Genomic DNA, 19,399 nt, shown 5'->3' on the forward strand with positions numbered 1-19,399 from the left:
AAAAAAATTTGTCAAGAATATTGACATAAATAATTTATGAGTATATACTGTTAATATACAATATATACAGTGGTGATTAGATGAATATAATTATTTCCGGAAAATCTGAAAAACCAATTTATGAACAAATAAAATATCAGATAAAAAAAGCTATAATTCTCGGACAATTAAAAAAAGATAGCCCACTTCCAGGCTTGAGAAGTCTTGCAAGTGATTTAAAAGTTAGTGTAATCACAACAAAAAGAGCCTACAGTGAATTAGAAAATGAAGGTCTAATATATACAGTTGCAGGCAAGGGATCTTTTGTTAGCTCCATAGATAAGGAGATTTTTTATGAAGAGGGAATAGAAAAAATTGAGGAAAAATTTAAAGATATTATTATAATTTCTCAAGATCTGAAAATGTCGAAAAAAGATTTATTTGATATTTTAGAAAATTTATATAAGATTTAGGTGATTTTATGAAAACAATAGAAATTAAGAATTTAGAAAAATCATATGGAGATTTTCACTTAACCATTGATAATTTTTCTATGGAAAGTGGGACTGTAATGGGTCTTATTGGTGAAAATGGTGCAGGAAAAACAACTTTAATAAAATCTATTTTGGATCTTGTAAAATACAAGGGAGATATTAAAGTTTTTGGAAATCATATGTCAAAAGAGATTAAAGAGGATATTGGAGTTGTTTTTAATGAGGGATTTTTCACAGAAAATTTGAAAATTAAAGAGATTGAAAAAATCATGGCGAGCCTTTATAAAAAATGGGATAAGGATTATTTTTATAAACTTATTGGTGAATTTAGAATTCCTAAGGATAAAAAATATAATGAGCTTTCAACTGGAAATAAGATGAAACTTAAAATTATAAATGCTCTTTCTTCCCATCCTAAATTACTAATTTTAGATGAACCGACTTCAGGACTTGACCCTGTAATTAGAGATGAAATTTTAGATATATTTTTTGAGTTTATAAAAGATGAAAATTCAAGCATATTATTTTCAACTCATATAACAAGTGATTTAGAAAAAATTGCTGATTATATAAGTTTTATTTCTCAAGGAAAGTTAGTATTTTCAAAAAACAAAGATGATTTAATATATGACTATGGAATTTTGAAAACAGACTCTAAAAGTTTAAGTAATTATGACAATAAATATTTTCTTAAAATAAAAGAAGAAAAATATAATACTGATGTCCTTATAAAAAATAAAAAGGAATTTTCCAACAAGTATAAAGATGCAATACTTGAAAAGCCATCAATTGACCAAATAATGGTATTTTATGAAAGAGGCAAATAATGAAAGCTATTTTAAAAAAAGATTTTTATGAAAATTTTAAAAGTATTTTCGTAAATATAATATTTTTAATTTTATTTATATTTATTCTTAATAGAATAAATATTGCAGATGATTTAAGGAAAACTCTACTTCTTGTCTTGGCAGCTAGTTCAGTTATTATTTTAGTCAATTTTTCCACAAGGGATATTAATAATTCTTCATTTAAAGATTTATTAAGATATCCTATAGAAAGGAAAGAAATATTGAAAGTAAAGTATTTTGAATATATTTCTCTTTCAATATTCTATATTGTACTTGGATTTTTTTGCTATTATTTAGCAGGAGAAAATTCTGAAAATTTTTTACTTTTATTTTTCACCTTTGTCCTCTTGTCATCTCTTATATCTTTTACAATCCCCATATGCTTATATTTTTCTGGAAAAAATAAGTCTTTTGAAATTATTTATATTGTGCTTGTATCAGCCTTATTTAAGGTTATAATAGATTTATTTATAAAGATAGGCTCAAATTTAAATATAAGTGTTTACGCCTATGTAGTTATTATGATAATTTTGACTATAATAATTTATTTACTATCTTTTTTTACAGGCTCAAAAATTATAAGAAAAAAAGAATTTTAAAAAAAGCTAGCCAGTCGGCTAGCTTAATTTTATATGTTATTTATTCTTAGGAACAAGCTTATCTTTTCCGCCCATATACATTCTTAAAGGTTCAGGAATTTTTATGCTTCCATCTTCTTGAAGTAGGTTTTCTAAAAATGCTATAAGCATTCTTGGAGGAGCAACACAAGTATTATTTAAAGTGTGTGCAAGGTATATGCCATCTTTTCCTCTAAGTCTTATATTTAATCTTCTAGCTTGAGCATCTCCAAGATTAGAGCAAGAACCAACTTCAAAATATTTATTTTGTCTAGGTGAAAAAGCTTCAACATCAAGAGATTTTACTTTTAAATCAGCCAAATCTCCTGAGCAGCATTCCAAAGTTCTAACAGGAATTTCAAGTGATCTGAAAAAGTCTACTGTATTTCTCCACAAGTTTTCAAACCATTTTTTTGAATCTTCAGGCTTACATATAACTACCATTTCTTGCTTTTCAAATTGGTGAATCCTATAAATTCCTCTTTCTTCGATTCCGTGTGCACCGACTTCTTTTCTAAAGCATGGTGAGTATGAGGTCATAGTTAAAGGCATCTTATCTTGATCGGTAATTGTATTAATAAATTTACCAATCATAGAGTGTTCGCTTGTACCTATTAAATATAAATCTTCTCCTTCAATTTTATACATCATATTTTCCATTTCAGCAAAAGACATAACTCCAGTAACTACATCAGAGCGAATCATAAAAGGTGGAATATAATAAGTGAAGCCCCTATCAATCATAAAATCTCTAGCATAAGATAAAATTGCTGAGTGAAGTCTTGCAATATCACCTTTTAGATAATAAAATCCAGCACCAGAAGTGTTTCTTGATGAGTCAAGGTCGATTCCATCGAAAGTTTCTATAATATCAACATGGTAAGGAATTTCATAAGAAGGGATCGCAGGTTCTCCAAATTTTTCAATTTCAACATTTTCACTGTCGTCTTTACCTATAGGTACAGTTTCATCAATAATTTGAGGAATAACAAGCATCCTTTGTCTAACTTCTTCATCAAGCTTTTTTTGTTCTTCTTCTAAAGTTTCCAGTTCCTTATTAATTTTTGCAACTTCAAGTTTTGCAGATTCAGCCTTATCTTTTTGACCATTTTTCATAAAGCCACCAATTTCTTTAGAAATTGAATTTCTTTTAGCTCTCAATTCGTCTCCATGATTTTTTGCTTCTCTATTTTTTTTATCAAGCTCTATGACTTCATCTACAAGTTTTAGTTTTTCATCTTGAAATTTTTTCTTGATATTTTCTTTTACAAGTTCCGGATTAGTCCTTATCAGTTTAATATCTAACATTTTTTTCCTCCTAAAAATAAAAAAATCCCTCAATCCCAAAGGGACGAGAGAACCCGCGTTGCCACCCTAATTAACTATTAGTTCGCTTTAAAATAACTGACTATTAAGTGGATTTAGCATTTCCAAATAGAAGTTTTCACCAGCCACTTCCTCTCTAAAATTTTTTCATGCCTACTATTCTTAATATATGTCATATAAAATTTTGTTCATAATAACATATAAAAAAATTTTTTTCAAGTCTTAAAATTTCTATCTTTATTTTTAAAAATAAAGAAGTAAAAATTTAACTCTATATAAACCAATTTAAGGTATAATAAGCCAAGGAGGTTTTATGAAAGAATTTTTAATAAGACAAGGTGTTGACGAAAAACTATTAAATGAAGTTGATAAATTTATAAAATTTTACAAAATAGATAATGAAATTGAGTATAGAATACCAAATCCTAAATATAAGTATTACGGCTATCTTACTTGGAATAAAGCTATAGCAGCTATATTAAGCGGAAATCATATACTTCTTACAGGTCCAAAGGCTACAGGTAAAAATGTTTTAGCTGAAAATTTAGCCTATCTTTTTAAAAGACCTTTGTGGACAATATCTCTAAATATAAATTCTGATCCGGCAAGCTTAATTGGCGCTGATACTTTTCGTGATGGACAGGTAACTTTAAAAAAAGGACCAGTTTATCAAGCAGGAATTTATGGTGGATTTGTGATTTTTGATGAGATAAATATGGCAAAAAATGAAGCATTATCCGTTGTCCACTCTGCTCTTGATTATAGAAGAATTATTGATGTGCCTGGATATGACAGGTTAAATTTACATGAGGCTTCAAGATTTATCGGAACTATGAATTATGGCTATGTTGGGACAAGAGATTTAAATGAGGCCTTGGTTTCAAGATTTCTTGTAATTGATATGCCTACAATAACAAGAGAGGATTTGTATAAACTTATGGGAGAAAATACGTCTTTGAAAAAAGAATATATTCCTATTTTTGCCCAATTATTTTTAGATTTACAAAAAAAGTCGTTGAATTCAGAAATATCTTCAAAATCAATAGATTTGAGAGGACTTTTATCTGCAATAAATTTAATGAAAAGAGGACTTTCTATAAATTCATCTCTTGAGATGGGGCTTGCAGATAAGACTTTTGATACTTATGAAAAAGAAGTGGTTATGGATGTTGTTGCAACTTTATTTACATCAAATATAAAAAGTGAGGACCTTTTTGACTAATAAAGAAAGACTTTTTAATATATCTTGGACTATTGCAGAAAATTATAAGCTTAATAATAATCCCTTATTTAATGTTGAAGATAAATATACAGCATCACTTTGGGGATATATAGGGAAATATTTTAATGTGAGTTTATTAAAAGATTATATTGAAAGGTTTATAGAAAATTTATCAAATAGTTATGAGCTAAAAACTTTACTAAGAATTATTTTAGAAAATGTTATTTGGGATGACATTACAAGAGAAAGACCAGGAACCCTTGAATTTAGACAAGACTATTTAAAAGAATTTAAGGAAAAAATTAATAAATCTAAAAAAGATAAAAAAATAGAATTTTTAGAAACTTTTTATGACTTAAAAACTGATAAAATTCCAGTTTGTTCAAATATTAGCTCAAATCTTATAAATGAAATTATAAGATTTCATAGCTATGATACTTTTCAAGTGATTGAATTCTGCCAAGAACTTTTTTCTAAATACTTCCATATAAATAAAAGTTTACCTGTTGAAGAAGATAAAAAGTTTGAAGTATTTATAGAAAAAGAAAAGTTGCAAGCTGATTTCAGACAGATGATGAGAAAAGAATTAGAAATAGATGATTGGAAACTTGAAAAATACAACATTGGTTCAGCGGAGTTTACAGGTGTAGAGGATGAAGAAGAAAAAAGGATAAAGGCTGAGGAGATTAAAGGTCAAATAGACTTAAATGTTTCCTTATATGAGATTACTAAGAAGCATTTTGGTAATGAAGCCTTGCCCAGGTTTGAAAGCCAAAAAATTGAAAGAGAAATTTCAAAAGGAATCCATAAGCACATAGAGATATTCACCTCTTGCGGTGATTTCCAAGATAAAAATTCTTATTTTGCTCAAGAAATGGAAAATTCATATAGGCAGAATTTAGAATATTATAATAAAAATAAATTGGTTTTTGATAGAGCCTCTAGTAAGCTTGCTGAGGTTATAAAGAATTCTCTATTGCAGGACTTGGAAGATGAGATAGTAAAAAGCGATTCAGGGAAAATTATTGTAAAAGATATTTGGAAAAACAAGTTTTTAAATGATTCAAGGATATTTGAAAAAATAAATAAAAACGATTCAAAAGATCTTTATGTAGATATTCTCTTAGACTCTTCAGCTTCACAGATAGAAAGAAAAAGTTTAGTAGCAAGTGAATCTTATATAATTGCCGAGGCGCTTAGCAAATTGAATATTAAAACAAGAGTGGTCTTTTATAATAATTTCTATAATTATTTAATAGTTAGAAAAGTTAAGGATTATAAGGACAGTAGATTAAAAAATAAAGATATATTTTACTACAATCCAACTGGTTCTAATAGAGATGGATTTGCAATAAAATACATGAGATACATTATTGAGAAAGACTACAGAAAAAGAAATATTTTAATTATTCTCTCTGATGGAAAGCCTAATGATGAAATAAATTTAGGTCTTATTGGTGCTAATAAAGTCAAAGGTCAAGATTATGTAAAAGAAGATGCAGTTAAGGACAGTGCCAAGGAAATACTTTTGACAAAATTAAAAGGTATATATACCTTTGGTGTTTTTACAGGAGAAGAAGAGGATATAAAAAGTGTTAAGAAAATTTATGGTAAGGATTTTTGCTACATCAATAATATTAATAGATTTCATGAAGTTGTAGGTATATTTTTAAAGACATTTGCAGAAAAATTACAATAGTTTTAAATATTTACTTAAAAATTATATTATGATTAAATTTTTTATTTTTGAAGTCATATAAAATATTTATTGACTATGATAAAATCTTATTAAGAATTTCTGTGTATGAGGTGAATTATGTTTAGAAAAATTAGAAGAGTTAAAAATGAAATTTCTTTAGAAGATACAAAGCTACTTCTTAAAAATAATAAAAGAGCAACCCTTAGTGTAAATGGATTAAATGGGTATCCGCATTCTTTTCCAATAAATTATTTCTACAATGCAGAGGAAAATAAATTATACTTTCATGGAGCTAAGATGGGATATAAAATTGACTGCATAAATAAAGACAACAGGGCAACTTTTGTAACTTTTGGCAACGAAGTGCTTACAGAAGATGGCTGGTCCTATAAAGTTTCAAGTGCCATAGCCTACGGCAAAATTGAATTGATTGAAGATAGAGAAGAAACTTTAAAGTTTGTTAAAGAATTGGCTATGAAATATTACACTTCAGAAAAAGAAGTCGATGAGGTAATAAAAAGAAGCGGAAGTGCCGTTTTAGTGTATAGGTTAAATATTGAGCATTTAACTGGAAAAATAGTTCATGAAAAATAACAAAAACTCTTATAGATTAAAAAATCTATGAGAGTTTTTTATTATAAAAGAATAGTTTTCACCATTAGCTTATTAGAAATACAAAATTATTTTTTTATTCATTTAAAATATTTGATTCAAAAGGAATCATCTGCATTATTATTAAATAAATTACTGCAGCTATTGTATTAGAAAATAAGTTGCCCCAAAATACTGCATCAACACCAAGTATATGTCTTGTCAAAATTATAAATATGTATCTAAATCCCCAAACTCTTAATAATCCGATCACAAAGGTAACTTTAGTCCTACCAAGAGCAAGAAGTGTTCCTTGAACTATCATAAATAAGGTGAAACCGAATACAGAAATATTATAAATTTTAAGGGCATGAGTAGCAATATTAATTATTTCTCCATCCATTACAGTTTTTTGGAAAATTTTTACAAAAGCTCTAGAAAAAGGTGTAATAATTAAAATCATAGCTATTGAAAGTATAGAGCCTATTATTAATGATTCGTAATAAATACTTTTGCCCTTTTTAATGTTATTGTTGCCTACATTCATAGAAATCATTGTTGTAATTGTTGTCGAAATTGATGAGGGGACTGTAAAAGTAAGGGCACTTATATTTGAAGCAATTCCTTGAGCGGCTAAAACTTTTGGTCCATAAGATTGAACTTCCATATTTATTAAGAAAAATCCTAAAAAAACAAACATAGATGATAGCATGGAAGGTAGACCAATTCGTACAAATTGTCTTATAGTTGCCCAGTCAGGTCTGTAATTTTTAAAAGATAATTGGTATTCATATTTTTTTATAAATAAATCATAGAATAACCATAAGGTTATGATTGAATATGAGCAAAAACTTGAAAATACAGCACCTTTTGCTCCAAGCCTTAAAATTTTTAAAAATATAAAAGAAAAAATAATTTTTAAAATTAAAAGCATAACCATTCTTATAAGTGTTGCTTCGGGTTGGCCACAGGCATTTTTTATTCCATTATAAATGGCTGCCATAAAAAGCATGGGCATTACAAAAGAATATAATGATAAATATTCCAATATGTATGGAGCTACATCTTTATTTACATAGTTGGTTAAAATATGACCGATAACATAAAGAAGTGGTGAACAGATGATGCCTAAAACAAGAGCAAAAACTAAAAGTTGTAAAGATGCATGCTTTACTCTTTTTATATCGCCTAGACCATTAAATTGTCCAATTATTGCCATACCAGCAGAACCAAGGCCCATAGAAAGTCCATTGATTATATTGACAATAGGTGCACAAAAAGTTACCGCTCCAGCAACAAGAACACCACCATAATTATTTAAAAAGAATCCATCAAAAACTGGAATCATAGATTGGACAATTGCCATAATTATTGTGGGCAGGCTGAGCAGGATTAACGTCGGTAAAATATTGCCTTCAAGAATCAATTTTCTGCGTTCTAAAGGTGATTTTTCTAGTAAATTCAACATTCAAAGCGCTCCTTTTATTTGAATTATAACGATAAAAAAATATAAAGTCAATTTAATAGAAAATATTGCTAAATAAATTGTTAAAAAACATTTCTTTTGATAATATTAAGATGTAGTGAAATAAATAAAGATAAAAATTTTTGATAAAGAAAATGCGTTTAATTTTATTCTATTATATTTTCTACACTTATAATTAGGATAAAATAAAATAGAGGAGAGTGACTATGTTAAGTGTAAATAATGTTTCTGTAATTTTTCCAGATAAAAAATTGTTTGATGATGTTAATTTAATTTTTACTCCAGGGAATTGTTACGGAATTATTGGTGCAAATGGTGCCGGTAAATCAACTTTTTTAAAAATATTAGCAGGAGAAAAGGAACCAACAAACGGGACAGTTTCTCTTGAAAAAAATAAGAGAATGTCAAAATTAAACCAAGACCACTATGCCTTTGAAGATTATCTTGTGATTGACACCGTAATTATGGGAAATAAAAAACTCTATGATATAGGAAAGGAAAAAGATGCAATTTATATGAAGGCTGATTTTTCCGATGAAGATGGAATTAGAGCGGCTGAACTTGAAGCGGAGTTTGGGGAGCTTGGTGGATATGAAGCAGACTCTGAAGCATCAACTTTGTTGCAAGGTCTTGGAATTACTACAGATAAACATAACCTTTACATGAGAGATTTAATTGAATCAGATAAGGTTAAGGTTTTATTGGCACAAGCTTTATTTGGCAGTCCCGATATTTTACTTTTAGACGAACCGACCAATGGTATTGATGTAAGAGCTGTTTTGTGGTTAGAAGATTTTTTGATGGAATTTCCGGGAATTGTAATAATCGTATCCCACGACAGATATTTTCTTAACGAAGTATGTACTCATATGGTGGATATAGATTTTGGCAAAATTAATTTATTTGTAGGTAACTATGACTTCTGGTATGAATCTTCTCAATTGGCATTAAAGATGGCAAAGGAAGAAAATAAGAAGAAAGAAGAAAAAATAAAAGAACTTGAAGAATTTATCAGAAGATTTTCTGCTAATAAATCCAAATCAAAACAAGCAACTTCAAGGAAAAAACTTCTTGATAAGATTTCTCTTGATGATATAAAGCCGTCTTCTAGAAGGTATCCCTTTGTTTCTTTTGACCTTTCAAGAGAAGTGGGTAAGGAAATATTAAACATAAATAATTTAACCTTAAAAGATGATACAAGAACTTATTTAAAGGATTTTTCTATGAGAGTAAATAAGGATGACAAAATCGGTTTTATTGGTGATGAAATTTCTATTACAAAATTTTTCCAAGCAATTTGTGAGGAAGAAGAAAATTATGAAGACCAAATGAAATGGGGACAAACTATAACAAAAGAATATTTCCCAAAGGATAACAGTAAATTTTTTGATGGTGTAGATTTAAATTTAATAGATTGGTTAAGACAATTTAGTGAAGAACAATCAGAAATTTTTATTAGGGGATTTTTAGGGAAAATGCTGTTTTCTGGAGATGAAACAAAGAAAAAAGCAAATGTCCTCTCAGGTGGCGAAAGGGTTCGTATGATGTTTTCCAAGATGATGATTAATTCTTCAAATGTAATAGTTTTAGACCAACCCACAAACCATTTAGATTTGGAATCAATTGAAGCGGTAAATAACGGGCTTATTTCCTATAAGGGTAATATATTATTTACATCTCTTGACCATCAATTTATTTCTTCTATTGCAAATAGAATAATAGAAATTTTCCCTGATGGAAGCTACAGAGATGAATCAATAACTTATGATGAATATATTGAAAAATATATAGTAGAAAATAAATAAAACTTAGGAGGTAAATTTTGAAAGACAAATTAGAAAAAATCTTAAAAACTTATGCTCACGAATTTAATTTACAAGGTGTTAATCTTGGCATATTAAAAAATGGCAAGAAAGAAATTGTATCAATGGGCTTAAGAGATATTAAAAACAATCTGCCCATGGAAAAAGATACTATTTATGCTATAGGCTCACAAACTAAAGCTTTTACAGCAGTAGCCCTAGGAAAACTCTTATATGAAAATGGCTATTCTTTTGATACTCCCATAAAGCAATTGTATGAAGATTTTAAAATGGAAGATGATTATTTAACAAAAGATTTAAGGATTAAGGATGGCTTTTCACATAGAACAGGGTTTCCACCACACTTGGCAGCATGGTACAATAATAACTTTAAAAAACCACAAGAGTTTTTAAAAATTTTAGCTTATTTGCCTGCAACTATGCCTTTAAGATATACTTTTTGCTATCAATCATATTTCTTCATATTAGGAGGACTTATCATTGAAAAATTATCAGGTAAATCTTATGGGGATTACTTAAAAGAAAATATTTTTGGACCACTTCAAATGAATAATACTTATGTATTAGGCTCATTTGCTCCTGATGAAAATAAGGCTAGACCCTATGATTTTGTAGATGGAACTTATAAAGAAATCTCTTATAATTATGAATTTACAAAATTTCCTAACGGTTCAGGAACAATCTATTCAACAATGGAAGATATGATGAAATGGTTAGATTTTTGCTTGCATGGAAACGAAAAAATAGTTGATAGAAAAATACAAGAAGAACTTTATTCTCCACAAACTATTATAGGGCCAGATACAAATATGCCCGAACTTTCATACTCAAAAAATAAAACATATGGAATGGGTTGGTATCTAGAAAATTATAGGGGAAGAAAATTAATAAGCCATGGGGGAATTGTCGATGGTTTTAGAGCTTTTCACATTCTTGTGCCTGAAGAAGATATGGCAGTAAGTATTGTGACAAATTTAAATGAAGCTCAAGGAACTGAATTAATTACCCTATCAGTTATTGATGAAGCTTTGGGAATAAAAAAAGATTGGCAAGAAAAATATATTAAGGATTTAAAGGCTATTAATGAAAAAAAATCTCCCAAAGAAGATAAACTTAAAGATTTAAAAGATGAAGATTTTTCAAAATATTTGGGAATTTATAGAGATAAGGCTTATGGAGAATTTGAATTTATTGAAGAAGATGGAAAACTTTATGTTAAGGCTTTTTCTCATAAATTGGAAGTTAAAGAAAGCAAGGGAAAAAAGGTAATAGCTTTTAAACCATATAATTTATTCATCCCTATTGAATTTGAAGATTGCAACTTAATATTATATATTGATGATAGAAAAATAATAATAAAAAAGTAAAATTTAAGGATATCTTCTATTTTTAATACTATAAATAAATTATAGTTTTGTTCACAACTTGGTCTATTTAATAGGCAACAAAAATTTGTATTAAAGTAAATTCTGAAGAAGAGTCTGTGAACTCTTCTTTTTAATGAAAAAATTTATTTAAAAGATAAAGAGGTATTGTTATGTATGATTTTAATTTTTCAGTAAAAACAGAAATTTTATTTGGTAAAGACCAATTAAAATATTTACCTGAAAAAATTTTAGAAAATGGCTCAAGAGTTCTAATATGCTATGGTGGAGGTTCTATTAAAAAAATAGGTATTTATGACAAAGTTATTTCTCTATTAGATGAAAATAATATTTTTTATAAGGAACTTTCAGCAATAAAGCCTAATCCAAGAGTAGACAAGGTCAGAGAAGGTCTTGAAATTATTAGGGAAAATAAATTAGATTTTATTTTGGCTATTGGAGGAGGTTCGGTGATTGATACAGCTAAACTTTTAGCTTGTGCAGTATTTACAGATAAGGATCCATGGAAGATTATAAAAAAAGAAGTAAAAATTGAAAAAGCCTTAAAAATTGGTGTAATTTTAACTATCGCAGCAACAGGCTCAGAAATGGATTCTATTGGAGTTGTTTCCAATCCACAAACCAAGGAAAAATTATCTTTTTCAAGTCCTCTTTTAGTGCCATGTTTTGCAATAGAAAATCCGGAATTTACATATTCTGTAAGTCCCTACCAAACAGCATCAGGAGTTGCAGATATTATGAGTCATACAATGGAAAATTATTTCAGCATAGATGATGGTTGTTATTTACAAAATAAAATTGCTGAAGGGATTTTAAAAACATGCATAAAATTTGGTCCTATAGCTCTTAAAGAACCAACAAATTATAATGCTCGTGCAAATATTTTATGGGCAAGTGCGTGGGCGATAAATGGTTTACTTAACAAAGGTAAAAATACTTCCTGGACTGTTCATTCTATGGAACATGAACTTTCTGCTTATTACGATATAACTCACGGAGTGGGCCTTGCAATTTTGACACCAAGATTTTTAAATTATATTTTAAATGAAAAAACAGAAAAAATGCTAAGCGATTTTGCAATAAATGTTTTTGATGTTGAAGATACTAATAATTATAGGGAAAATGCTAAAAAGGGAATTGAAGCCTTATATAAATTTTTCAAGGATGATTTAAACTTGCCAATGAGCCTTGAAGAGCTTAATATTACTGATGAATATTTTGAAGAAATGGCAGAAAAACAAGCAAAAAGATCAAATGGATATGTTGGAGGAGTTGTGCCTTTAGAGGCAAAAGATGTTGTCCAAATTTATAAGGCATCTATGAAAGATGAATACTAATTTTTTAAGACTATCAAGCGGAGAAGATATTTTTTACACATATAAGAAAAATGTAAACAATAGTAAAAATTTATTATTTATTCATGGAAACTATGCTACATCTTATATATGGACAGATATTTATCAAAGCTGTAAGGAAATTTATAATGTTTACGGTCTTGATTTAAGAGGTTTTGGAAGGTCAAGCTATAAAACTCCTGCTAGGCAAATGAAAACCTACGCAAGAGATGTAGTGGAATTTGTACGTAAGCTTAATCTTAAAAATCTAACAATAATTGCGTGGTCTGCAGGTGGTGCTGTTGCCATGGAAACTTTAAAAGAACTGAGGGGATATTTGAATGAAATTTACCTTGTGGATTCTATATCCACAAGGGGATATGATTCCCCCTATAGGATATTTCTTGATATAAATGAATATACAAGAAATTTATTTCCTATGATAGATTTTTATACAAATAATTTAAATCCATACCAAAAGATTGAAAATTTCATACCATCCTATTATGAAGCTGAAAAATATTTTTCTAAGTATTTATTTAATTTTACAAGACCAAAAGAATTATTTTTGAAAAAAATTGCACAAGAAATGCTTTTACAAAGAAATAATTTAGATTTTTGGGAAGCTATGACTAATTTTAGAATGGATAAATCAGTTTTAAAAGAAAATAAAATTCCAATTAAAGTTATATGGGGAGCTTATGATAAAATCGTAAGTCAAGAAGATACAGAGGAAATTCTAGAAGATTTTAATTTTAAGGCAAAATTTATAAAATTTAATAAATCAGGTCATGCACCTTTTATAGACCAAAAAGCTGAATTTTTAGAGCTTTTATATATAAAAAAATAAAAATATAAACTTTTATATTGAAAATTTTAAAAAAAGATTTGCATTTTTTTAAAATAACTTGTATAATATAAAAGTCGTCGGGGTGTAGCGCAGTTTGGTAGCGCACATGGTTTGGGACCATGGGGTCGAAGGTTCAAATCCTTTCACCCCGACCATTTTTTATAGGCTGCAAAGCCTTTTTTTTATTTTCATTTTCCTAAATTTTCGTTGCTTTTATATTTTTATTAGTTTATAATTATGAATAATTATTCAGTGAAAAATAGGAGGAAATATGATGAAGAAAGTATTTATGGTCATCTCACTTTTAGCCCTCGTATTTACCTTAGTTGCTTGTTCAGGCAGCCAAGAAAATGCAAACAAGGCAATCAATGAAGCTGCAAAAAATGCTAAACAAGAAAATACAGAGGCAAATAAAGAGGCAAGTGACTCTTCTCTTGAAGATATTAAAACCAAGGGAAAGATTGTTTTAGGAACAAGTGCAGATTTCCCACCACTTGAATGGGTTTCCTATAAAGATGGAGGAGAATCTTATAAGGGTCTTGATATTGAAATTGCAAAAGCAATTGCAGATTCTTTAGGTGTAAAACTAGAAATTAAAAACATGGCATTTGAAGGTCTAATCACTTCACTTAATGCAGGTGATGTTGATATGATTATTGCAGGAATGGAAGCTAGTGATGAACGTAAGAAAGAAGTTGATTTTTCAGCGCCTTATTATTCAGGTGGACAAAGTCTTGTAGTTAGAGCTGAAGATAAAGACAAATTTAAAACTCTTGATGATTTAAAAGGACATAAAATTGGAACTCAACTAAATACAGTTCAACAAACTTTCGCAGAAGAAAAATTTGGAAGTGATGTTCAAGGTTATGATTTAAATAATGTCCTTATTGAACAATTGAAAAATAAATCTGTAGATGCCCTTTTCTTATCAGAACTCCCAGCAAAAGAATTTGCTTATTTAAACAAAGATCTTGCATTTATTGAAGATATTGGAGCTCCAAAGGAAAAAGGATTTTCAGTAGCAATTAAAAAAGGAAATCAAACACTATTAGATGAAGTTACAAAAATAGTTAGCGAATTAAAAGATTCAGGCAAAGTTGATACTTGGCTTGATGAGAATATAGAACTTTCTCACCAAGAAGTTGAAGAAGGTAATAAGTAAGAAGAATTCCCTACTATGTAGGGATTTTTCTTTTTATCTATTTTTATCATTTAGGAGGTAATATGAATTTTATAAATTCACAAATTAATTTCATAAAAACTTTTTTACCTGCTTATTTAAAAGGGGCAGGTGTTACCATCAAACTTTCTTTAATTGGTGTAATTTTAGGTTTGACAATAGGAATTGTTTTGGCACTTATGAAAATCTCTAAAAATAAATTATTAAAATTTATCGCAAGTGCCTACATTGAAATTGTCAGAGGAACTCCGATGCTTGTGCAAATTATGATAGTTTACTTTGGACTAAAAAAAATAATTCCAGATTCTCTACCATATTTGAAAGCTCCTATGCTTTTGTGTGCATTATCAATTTCTCTAAATTCTGCAGCTTATGTTGCTGAAATTATAAGAAGTGGGATAAATTCAGTTGACAATGGACAGATGGAGGCAGCAAGGTCATTGGGACTTACAAGAAGCCAAGCCATGAGAAAAATTATTTTGCCTCAGGCAGTAAAAAATATTTTACCGGCTCTTGTAAATGAATTTATTACTTTGATTAAGGAATCTTCAATAGTTTATACTGTTGGAGTTGCAGAACTTATGTATTCAGGAAAGTCTATTGCTTCAGCTACTTATCAAGCTGTAAGACCATTTATTTATGCAGCAATTATTTATTTTATTATGACTTATTCACTTTCAAAAGCTTTGCAAGTATTGGAAAGGAGGCTATCAAATGATTAAGGTTGAAAATTTGAAAAAATCTTTCGGAAACCTTGATGTTTTAAAGGGCATAAATGAAGAGATAAAAGATGGAGAAGTTCTTGTAGTAATAGGACCTTCAGGCTCTGGTAAATCAACTTTTCTCAGATGCTTAAATCTTTTGGAAAGACCGACATCAGGCTCTATATTTTTTGAAGGAAAAAACATCACAGATAAAAATATTGATATAAACAAGGTGCGTGAAGAGATGGGGATGGTTTTTCAATCTTTTAATCTTTTTAACAACTTAAATATTATTGATAATATTACCCTTGCTCCAAAACTTGTAAAAAATATGAAGGAAGATGAAGCAAAAGAAATTGCAAAAAAACTTTTACAAAGAGTTGGACTTCCAGATAAAGAAAATTCTTATCCTTCAGAATTATCCGGGGGACAAAAACAAAGAATTGCTATTGCAAGAGCTTTGGCAATGAATCCGAAAGTTATGTTATTTGATGAACCAACATCAGCTCTTGATCCTGAAATGGTTGGAGAAGTTTTAGATTTAATGAAAGATTTAGCAAAAGATGGCATGACAATGGTTGTTGTAACTCACGAAATGGGATTTGCTAGAGAAGTTGGAAATAGAATCTTATTTATGGATCAGGGACAAATTATTGAAAGAGGAGCGCCTAAAGAGGTTTTCCAAAATCCAAAAGAAGAGAGAACAAAATCATTTTTAGCAAAAGTTTTATAAATTTTAATGTTTCAGATATTTATATTTGAAACATTTTTTTTAAAAATTTTTATTTAATGATAAAATGAAAATGAGATGATATTATGTTTGTGAAAATAATTGTTTTAATACTTATAATTTTATTTATTCCTCAAGCTTATTTTTTCCTTTCCGACAAAAAAAGTAAAAGGTATGCTTGGGAGGCGATTGCAAATGGAGAAGATTTTAAGCTTTTATGCTTAGATAATTTATATATTCATGGAAAAATTTATAAAGTTCCAGATCCTAAGGCTGTGGTTCAAATTGTTCATGGGGCTTTGGAACATAAAGAACGCTACATGGATTTGATAAAATTTTTAAACAAAAAAGGTTATAGTGTTGTAATTTCTGACAACAGGGGTCATGGTGAATCAGTAAATAAAAAATATCCATTGGGGCATATAAATTTCCTAGACCAAGTCATTGATGATCAATTAGTCATAAATGATTATATAAAAAGTCTTAGTGATAAAGATATATACATGATTGGTCATTCTATGGGTTCAATGATTGCAAGAAATTTTTTGAAAAATTATGACTACAGGATAAAAAAACTGGTACTAACTGGAACAGTTACCTATAATCCTTTAGTATATTTTGCAATATTTGTGGGAAACATTATTAATTTTTATATGGGATTTTATGGAAATTCAAAGATTTTAAAAAAGCTTTATTCTTCAGGTATGTCAGAAGGTTGGTTATCTTTTAATGAAGAAAATCTCATGGAAGCTAAGAATGATAAATTGATGCTTGAATCTTTCACAAATAGGGGATACTTAACGGTTTTTCATGCAATGAAAGAATTAAAAAATTATAGGGCTTATAAGCTAAAAAATAAGGACCTTAAGATTTTATCAATAACTGGTGATTGTGACCAAGTTGTTGGAGGGAAAAAAGGTCTTATGGATACAATAAAAACTTTAAAAAAGATAGGTTATAAAAATGTGTCATATTTTATCATGCCTCATATGAAACATGAAGTTTTAAGAGAAAATAATAAAGAGGATGTATTTAAAATTATTGAAGAATTTTTTAATTCCTAGTCGTGCAAAATGGCACAAACTTGATAATTAAGGCTTGCAATGCTATAATTATCATTTAGAAAAGATTACTTAAAATAGAAGAGGTTAAAATTTTGGAGGGATTATGAAGAAAAATTTTTACTTAACAACACCTATATATTATCCCAGCGACAATTTACACATAGGACATACTTATTGTACTGTGGCGGCTGATTGTATAAAAAGATTTAAAGAATTACAAGGTTATAATGTTTTTTTCACAACAGGTACTGATGAACACGGACAAAAAATTGCAACAAAGGCTCAAGAAGCAGGAATGGAGCCAAAGGCTTATGTTGATAAAATAGTAGCAAATATAAAAAAATTATGGGAAAGTTTAGACATACAATATGATGCTTTTATAAGATCAACAGATGCTCAACATGAAAAAGATGTTCAGGATTTATTTAAAAAATTATACGATAAGGGCGATATTTATAAGGGCGAATATGAAGGATACTACTGCACACCCTGTGAATCCTTTTGGACACAGGCTCAAGTTGGTGATGACCATGCTTGTCCTGATTGCGGCAGAGTTACTCAATTAACAAAAGAAGAATCTTATTTTTTTAGACTTTCAAAATATAAAGACAAACTTCTTGATTTGTTAAATAATAATGAAGAGTTTACAGAACCAGCCTTCAGAAAAAATGAATTAATTAAAAATTTTATTGAAAGTGCTGAAGGACTTGAAGACTTATCTGTTTCACGTTCCTCTCTGACATGGGGAGTTCAAGTTCCTTTTGATAACAAACACGTAATTTATGTTTGGATAGATGCACTTTTGTGCTATCTTTCAGCTATAGAATTTGGTACTGATAAGGAAAAATTTAATGAATTTTGGCCTGCTGATGTGCATTTAGTAGGAAAAGAAATTTTTAGATTTCATGCTTTAATTTGGCCTGCACTTTTAATGGCGCTTGATTTGCCTCTACCAAAGAAAATTTTTGGTCACGGATGGATTTTATTTGATAATGACAAGATGAGTAAATCTAAAGGCAATGTTGTTTATCCTGAACCTATAATAAAATTATACGGAGTAGACGCTTTAAAATACTTTTTACTTCGTGAATTTTCTTTCGGGTCTGACGGTTCCTTTACTAAGGAAAAATTCATGCAAAGATTAAATTCAGACCTTGCAAATGATCTTGGCAATTTATTATCCAGAACCGTTTCTATGATTACTAAATATAATGACGGAATAATTGAAAAACCTAATAGAGAAGAAGAAATAGATAAGGACTTAGAAAACATGGCTATTTCTGTTAAGGCAAAAGTTGAAGAAGCTATGGAACATTTTAAATTTAATGTTGCCCTTGAAGAAATTTGGAAACTTATCAGACGTTCCAATAAATATGTAGATGAAACTACTCCATGGATTTTAGCTAAAGATGAAAAAAACAAAGATAGGTTGAATACAGTTTTATATAATTTAGCCGAATCATTAAGAATAATATCAGTTTTAATTAATCCTTTTATAACAAATACCTCTAAGGAAATTATAAGGCAATTAGGATTAGAAGAAAAAGTGGATTGGGAAAGCTCTCAAAAGTGGGGATTGATTCCAAACGCTACAAAAGTTAATAAGGGTCAAATTATTTTCCCAAGACTTGATATAAAAGAAGAAATTGAAAAACTTGATGATGAAAATAAAAAATTAATGGAATCAAGAGCCTTAGAAAATTCATCAGCTAATAAGGATACTGATGAAAAATTTAAAGATGAAATAAGTTTGGATGATTTTGCAAAGCTTGACATTAGACTTGCCTATGTTGAATCTGTAGAGGACCATCCAAATGCCGATAAATTATATCTTCTTCATTTAAAAATAGGTAATAGCAGAAGAGTTATCGTTTCAAATATTAAAGATAAATACACTAAAGAAGAATTAACAGGCAAAAAGATTTTAGTTTTATGTAACTTAAAGGCTAAAAAATTCAGAGGAATTGAATCTAAGGGAATGCTTCTTGCAGCAGAAGATGAAAATGGAAAATTATCCATAGCTTCAACCTTAGAAGATTTAGTTGATGGAGCAAAAATTTCTTAAGA

17 protein-coding genes, 1 tRNA gene and 1 other annotated feature are annotated in these 19,399 nt (G+C 28.8%); of the genes, 16 read left to right on the top strand and 2 right to left on the bottom strand.

Features of this window, described 5'->3' with window-relative positions:
- Positions 1 to 80: 80 nt before the first annotated feature.
- The 3 genes from F594_RS0106720 to F594_RS0106730 are packed head-to-tail and all read left to right on the top strand — an operon-like array spanning position 81 to position 1,920.
- On the top strand, positions 81 to 452 hold the full coding sequence (locus F594_RS0106720; protein ID WP_004825108.1) for a GntR family transcriptional regulator: 372 nt from the start codon (positions 81 to 83) through the stop codon (positions 450 to 452).
- An 8-nt stretch (positions 453 to 460) separates the two neighbouring features.
- Complete coding sequence (locus F594_RS0106725; RefSeq protein ID WP_019035018.1) at positions 461 to 1,300, top strand: ABC transporter ATP-binding protein; 840 nt, start codon at positions 461 to 463, stop codon at positions 1,298 to 1,300.
- Positions 1,300 to 1,920 (top strand): ABC-2 transporter permease, encoded by a 621-nt coding sequence (locus tag F594_RS0106730; RefSeq protein WP_019035019.1) that lies wholly within the window; start codon positions 1,300 to 1,302, stop codon positions 1,918 to 1,920. The genes F594_RS0106725 and F594_RS0106730 overlap by 1 nt, the downstream gene beginning before the upstream one ends.
- 36 nt (positions 1,921 to 1,956) lie before the next feature.
- Here the strand turns inward: F594_RS0106730 and serS are convergent, their stop codons facing one another.
- A complete protein-coding gene (gene serS, locus F594_RS0106735) occupies positions 1,957 to 3,246 on the bottom strand; it encodes a serine--tRNA ligase (RefSeq protein WP_009345759.1) in 1,290 nt (429 codons plus the stop codon).
- Positions 3,247 to 3,282: 36 nt separating this feature from the next.
- Positions 3,283 to 3,443, bottom strand: a binding site (T-box leader).
- A 134-nt stretch (positions 3,444 to 3,577) separates the two neighbouring features.
- On the opposite strand from serS, the gene F594_RS0106740 reads away from it, so the two are divergent.
- The 3 genes from F594_RS0106740 (at position 3,578) to F594_RS0106750 (ending at position 6,779) form a co-directional block, all read left to right on the top strand.
- Positions 3,578 to 4,486, top strand: coding sequence for an AAA family ATPase (locus tag F594_RS0106740; protein ID WP_009345794.1), 909 nt, complete (start codon positions 3,578 to 3,580; stop codon positions 4,484 to 4,486).
- Positions 4,479 to 6,185 (top strand): vWA domain-containing protein, encoded by a 1,707-nt coding sequence (locus tag F594_RS0106745; RefSeq protein ID WP_009345796.1) that lies wholly within the window; start codon positions 4,479 to 4,481, stop codon positions 6,183 to 6,185. Before F594_RS0106740 ends, F594_RS0106745 begins: the two co-directional genes overlap by 8 nt.
- A gap of 117 nt (positions 6,186 to 6,302) precedes the next feature.
- Positions 6,303 to 6,779, top strand: coding sequence for a pyridoxamine 5'-phosphate oxidase family protein (locus tag F594_RS0106750; RefSeq protein WP_009345797.1), 477 nt, complete (start codon positions 6,303 to 6,305; stop codon positions 6,777 to 6,779).
- Positions 6,780 to 6,873: 94 nt separating this feature from the next.
- On the opposite strand, the gene F594_RS0106755 is transcribed toward F594_RS0106750, so the two are convergent.
- On the bottom strand, positions 6,874 to 8,244 hold the full coding sequence (locus tag F594_RS0106755) for an MATE family efflux transporter (RefSeq protein ID WP_019035020.1): 1,371 nt from the start codon (positions 8,242 to 8,244) through the stop codon (positions 6,874 to 6,876).
- Between the two features lie 224 nt (positions 8,245 to 8,468).
- On the opposite strand from F594_RS0106755, the gene F594_RS0106760 reads away from it, so the two are divergent.
- The 10 genes from F594_RS0106760 (at position 8,469) to metG (ending at position 19,397) form a co-directional block, all read left to right on the top strand.
- Positions 8,469 to 10,067 carry an ABC-F family ATP-binding cassette domain-containing protein gene (locus F594_RS0106760; protein WP_004825002.1) on the top strand — a complete coding sequence of 533 codons (1,599 nt, stop codon included), beginning with the start codon at positions 8,469 to 8,471 and terminating at the stop codon, positions 10,065 to 10,067.
- Between the two features lie 17 nt (positions 10,068 to 10,084).
- Complete coding sequence (locus F594_RS0106765) at positions 10,085 to 11,452, top strand: serine hydrolase domain-containing protein (protein ID WP_009345789.1); 1,368 nt, start codon at positions 10,085 to 10,087, stop codon at positions 11,450 to 11,452.
- Positions 11,453 to 11,622: 170 nt separating this feature from the next.
- On the top strand, positions 11,623 to 12,807 hold the full coding sequence (locus tag F594_RS0106770; RefSeq protein WP_009345782.1) for an iron-containing alcohol dehydrogenase: 1,185 nt from the start codon (positions 11,623 to 11,625) through the stop codon (positions 12,805 to 12,807).
- A complete protein-coding gene (locus tag F594_RS0106775) occupies positions 12,797 to 13,654 on the top strand; it encodes an alpha/beta fold hydrolase (RefSeq protein WP_009345795.1) in 858 nt (285 codons plus the stop codon). The genes F594_RS0106770 and F594_RS0106775 overlap by 11 nt, the downstream gene beginning before the upstream one ends.
- Before the next feature lie 78 nt (positions 13,655 to 13,732).
- Positions 13,733 to 13,809: transfer RNA gene (locus tag F594_RS0106780), tRNA-Pro, on the top strand.
- A 116-nt stretch (positions 13,810 to 13,925) separates the two neighbouring features.
- Positions 13,926 to 14,816: a transporter substrate-binding domain-containing protein gene (locus tag F594_RS0106785; RefSeq protein WP_009345740.1), complete on the top strand. Its 891-nt coding sequence runs from the start codon at positions 13,926 to 13,928 to the stop codon at positions 14,814 to 14,816.
- 62 nt (positions 14,817 to 14,878) lie between these two features.
- On the top strand, positions 14,879 to 15,556 hold the full coding sequence (locus F594_RS0106790; RefSeq protein ID WP_004825096.1) for an amino acid ABC transporter permease: 678 nt from the start codon (positions 14,879 to 14,881) through the stop codon (positions 15,554 to 15,556).
- Positions 15,549 to 16,271: an amino acid ABC transporter ATP-binding protein gene (locus tag F594_RS0106795; RefSeq protein WP_009345718.1), complete on the top strand. Its 723-nt coding sequence runs from the start codon at positions 15,549 to 15,551 to the stop codon at positions 16,269 to 16,271. Before F594_RS0106790 ends, F594_RS0106795 begins: the two co-directional genes overlap by 8 nt.
- Positions 16,272 to 16,354: 83 nt before the next feature.
- Positions 16,355 to 17,332, top strand: coding sequence for an alpha/beta fold hydrolase (locus F594_RS0106800; protein WP_009345708.1), 978 nt, complete (start codon positions 16,355 to 16,357; stop codon positions 17,330 to 17,332).
- A gap of 103 nt (positions 17,333 to 17,435) precedes the next feature.
- Entirely contained in the window at positions 17,436 to 19,397 is a 1,962-nt protein-coding gene (metG, locus tag F594_RS0106805; RefSeq protein WP_009345744.1) for a methionine--tRNA ligase, read from the top strand.
- Positions 19,398 to 19,399: the final 2 nt, after the last annotated feature.

The organism is Peptoniphilus lacrimalis DSM 7455 (genome assembly GCF_000378725.1).
GTDB lineage: Bacteria > Bacillota > Clostridia > Tissierellales > Peptoniphilaceae > Peptoniphilus_A > Peptoniphilus_A lacrimalis.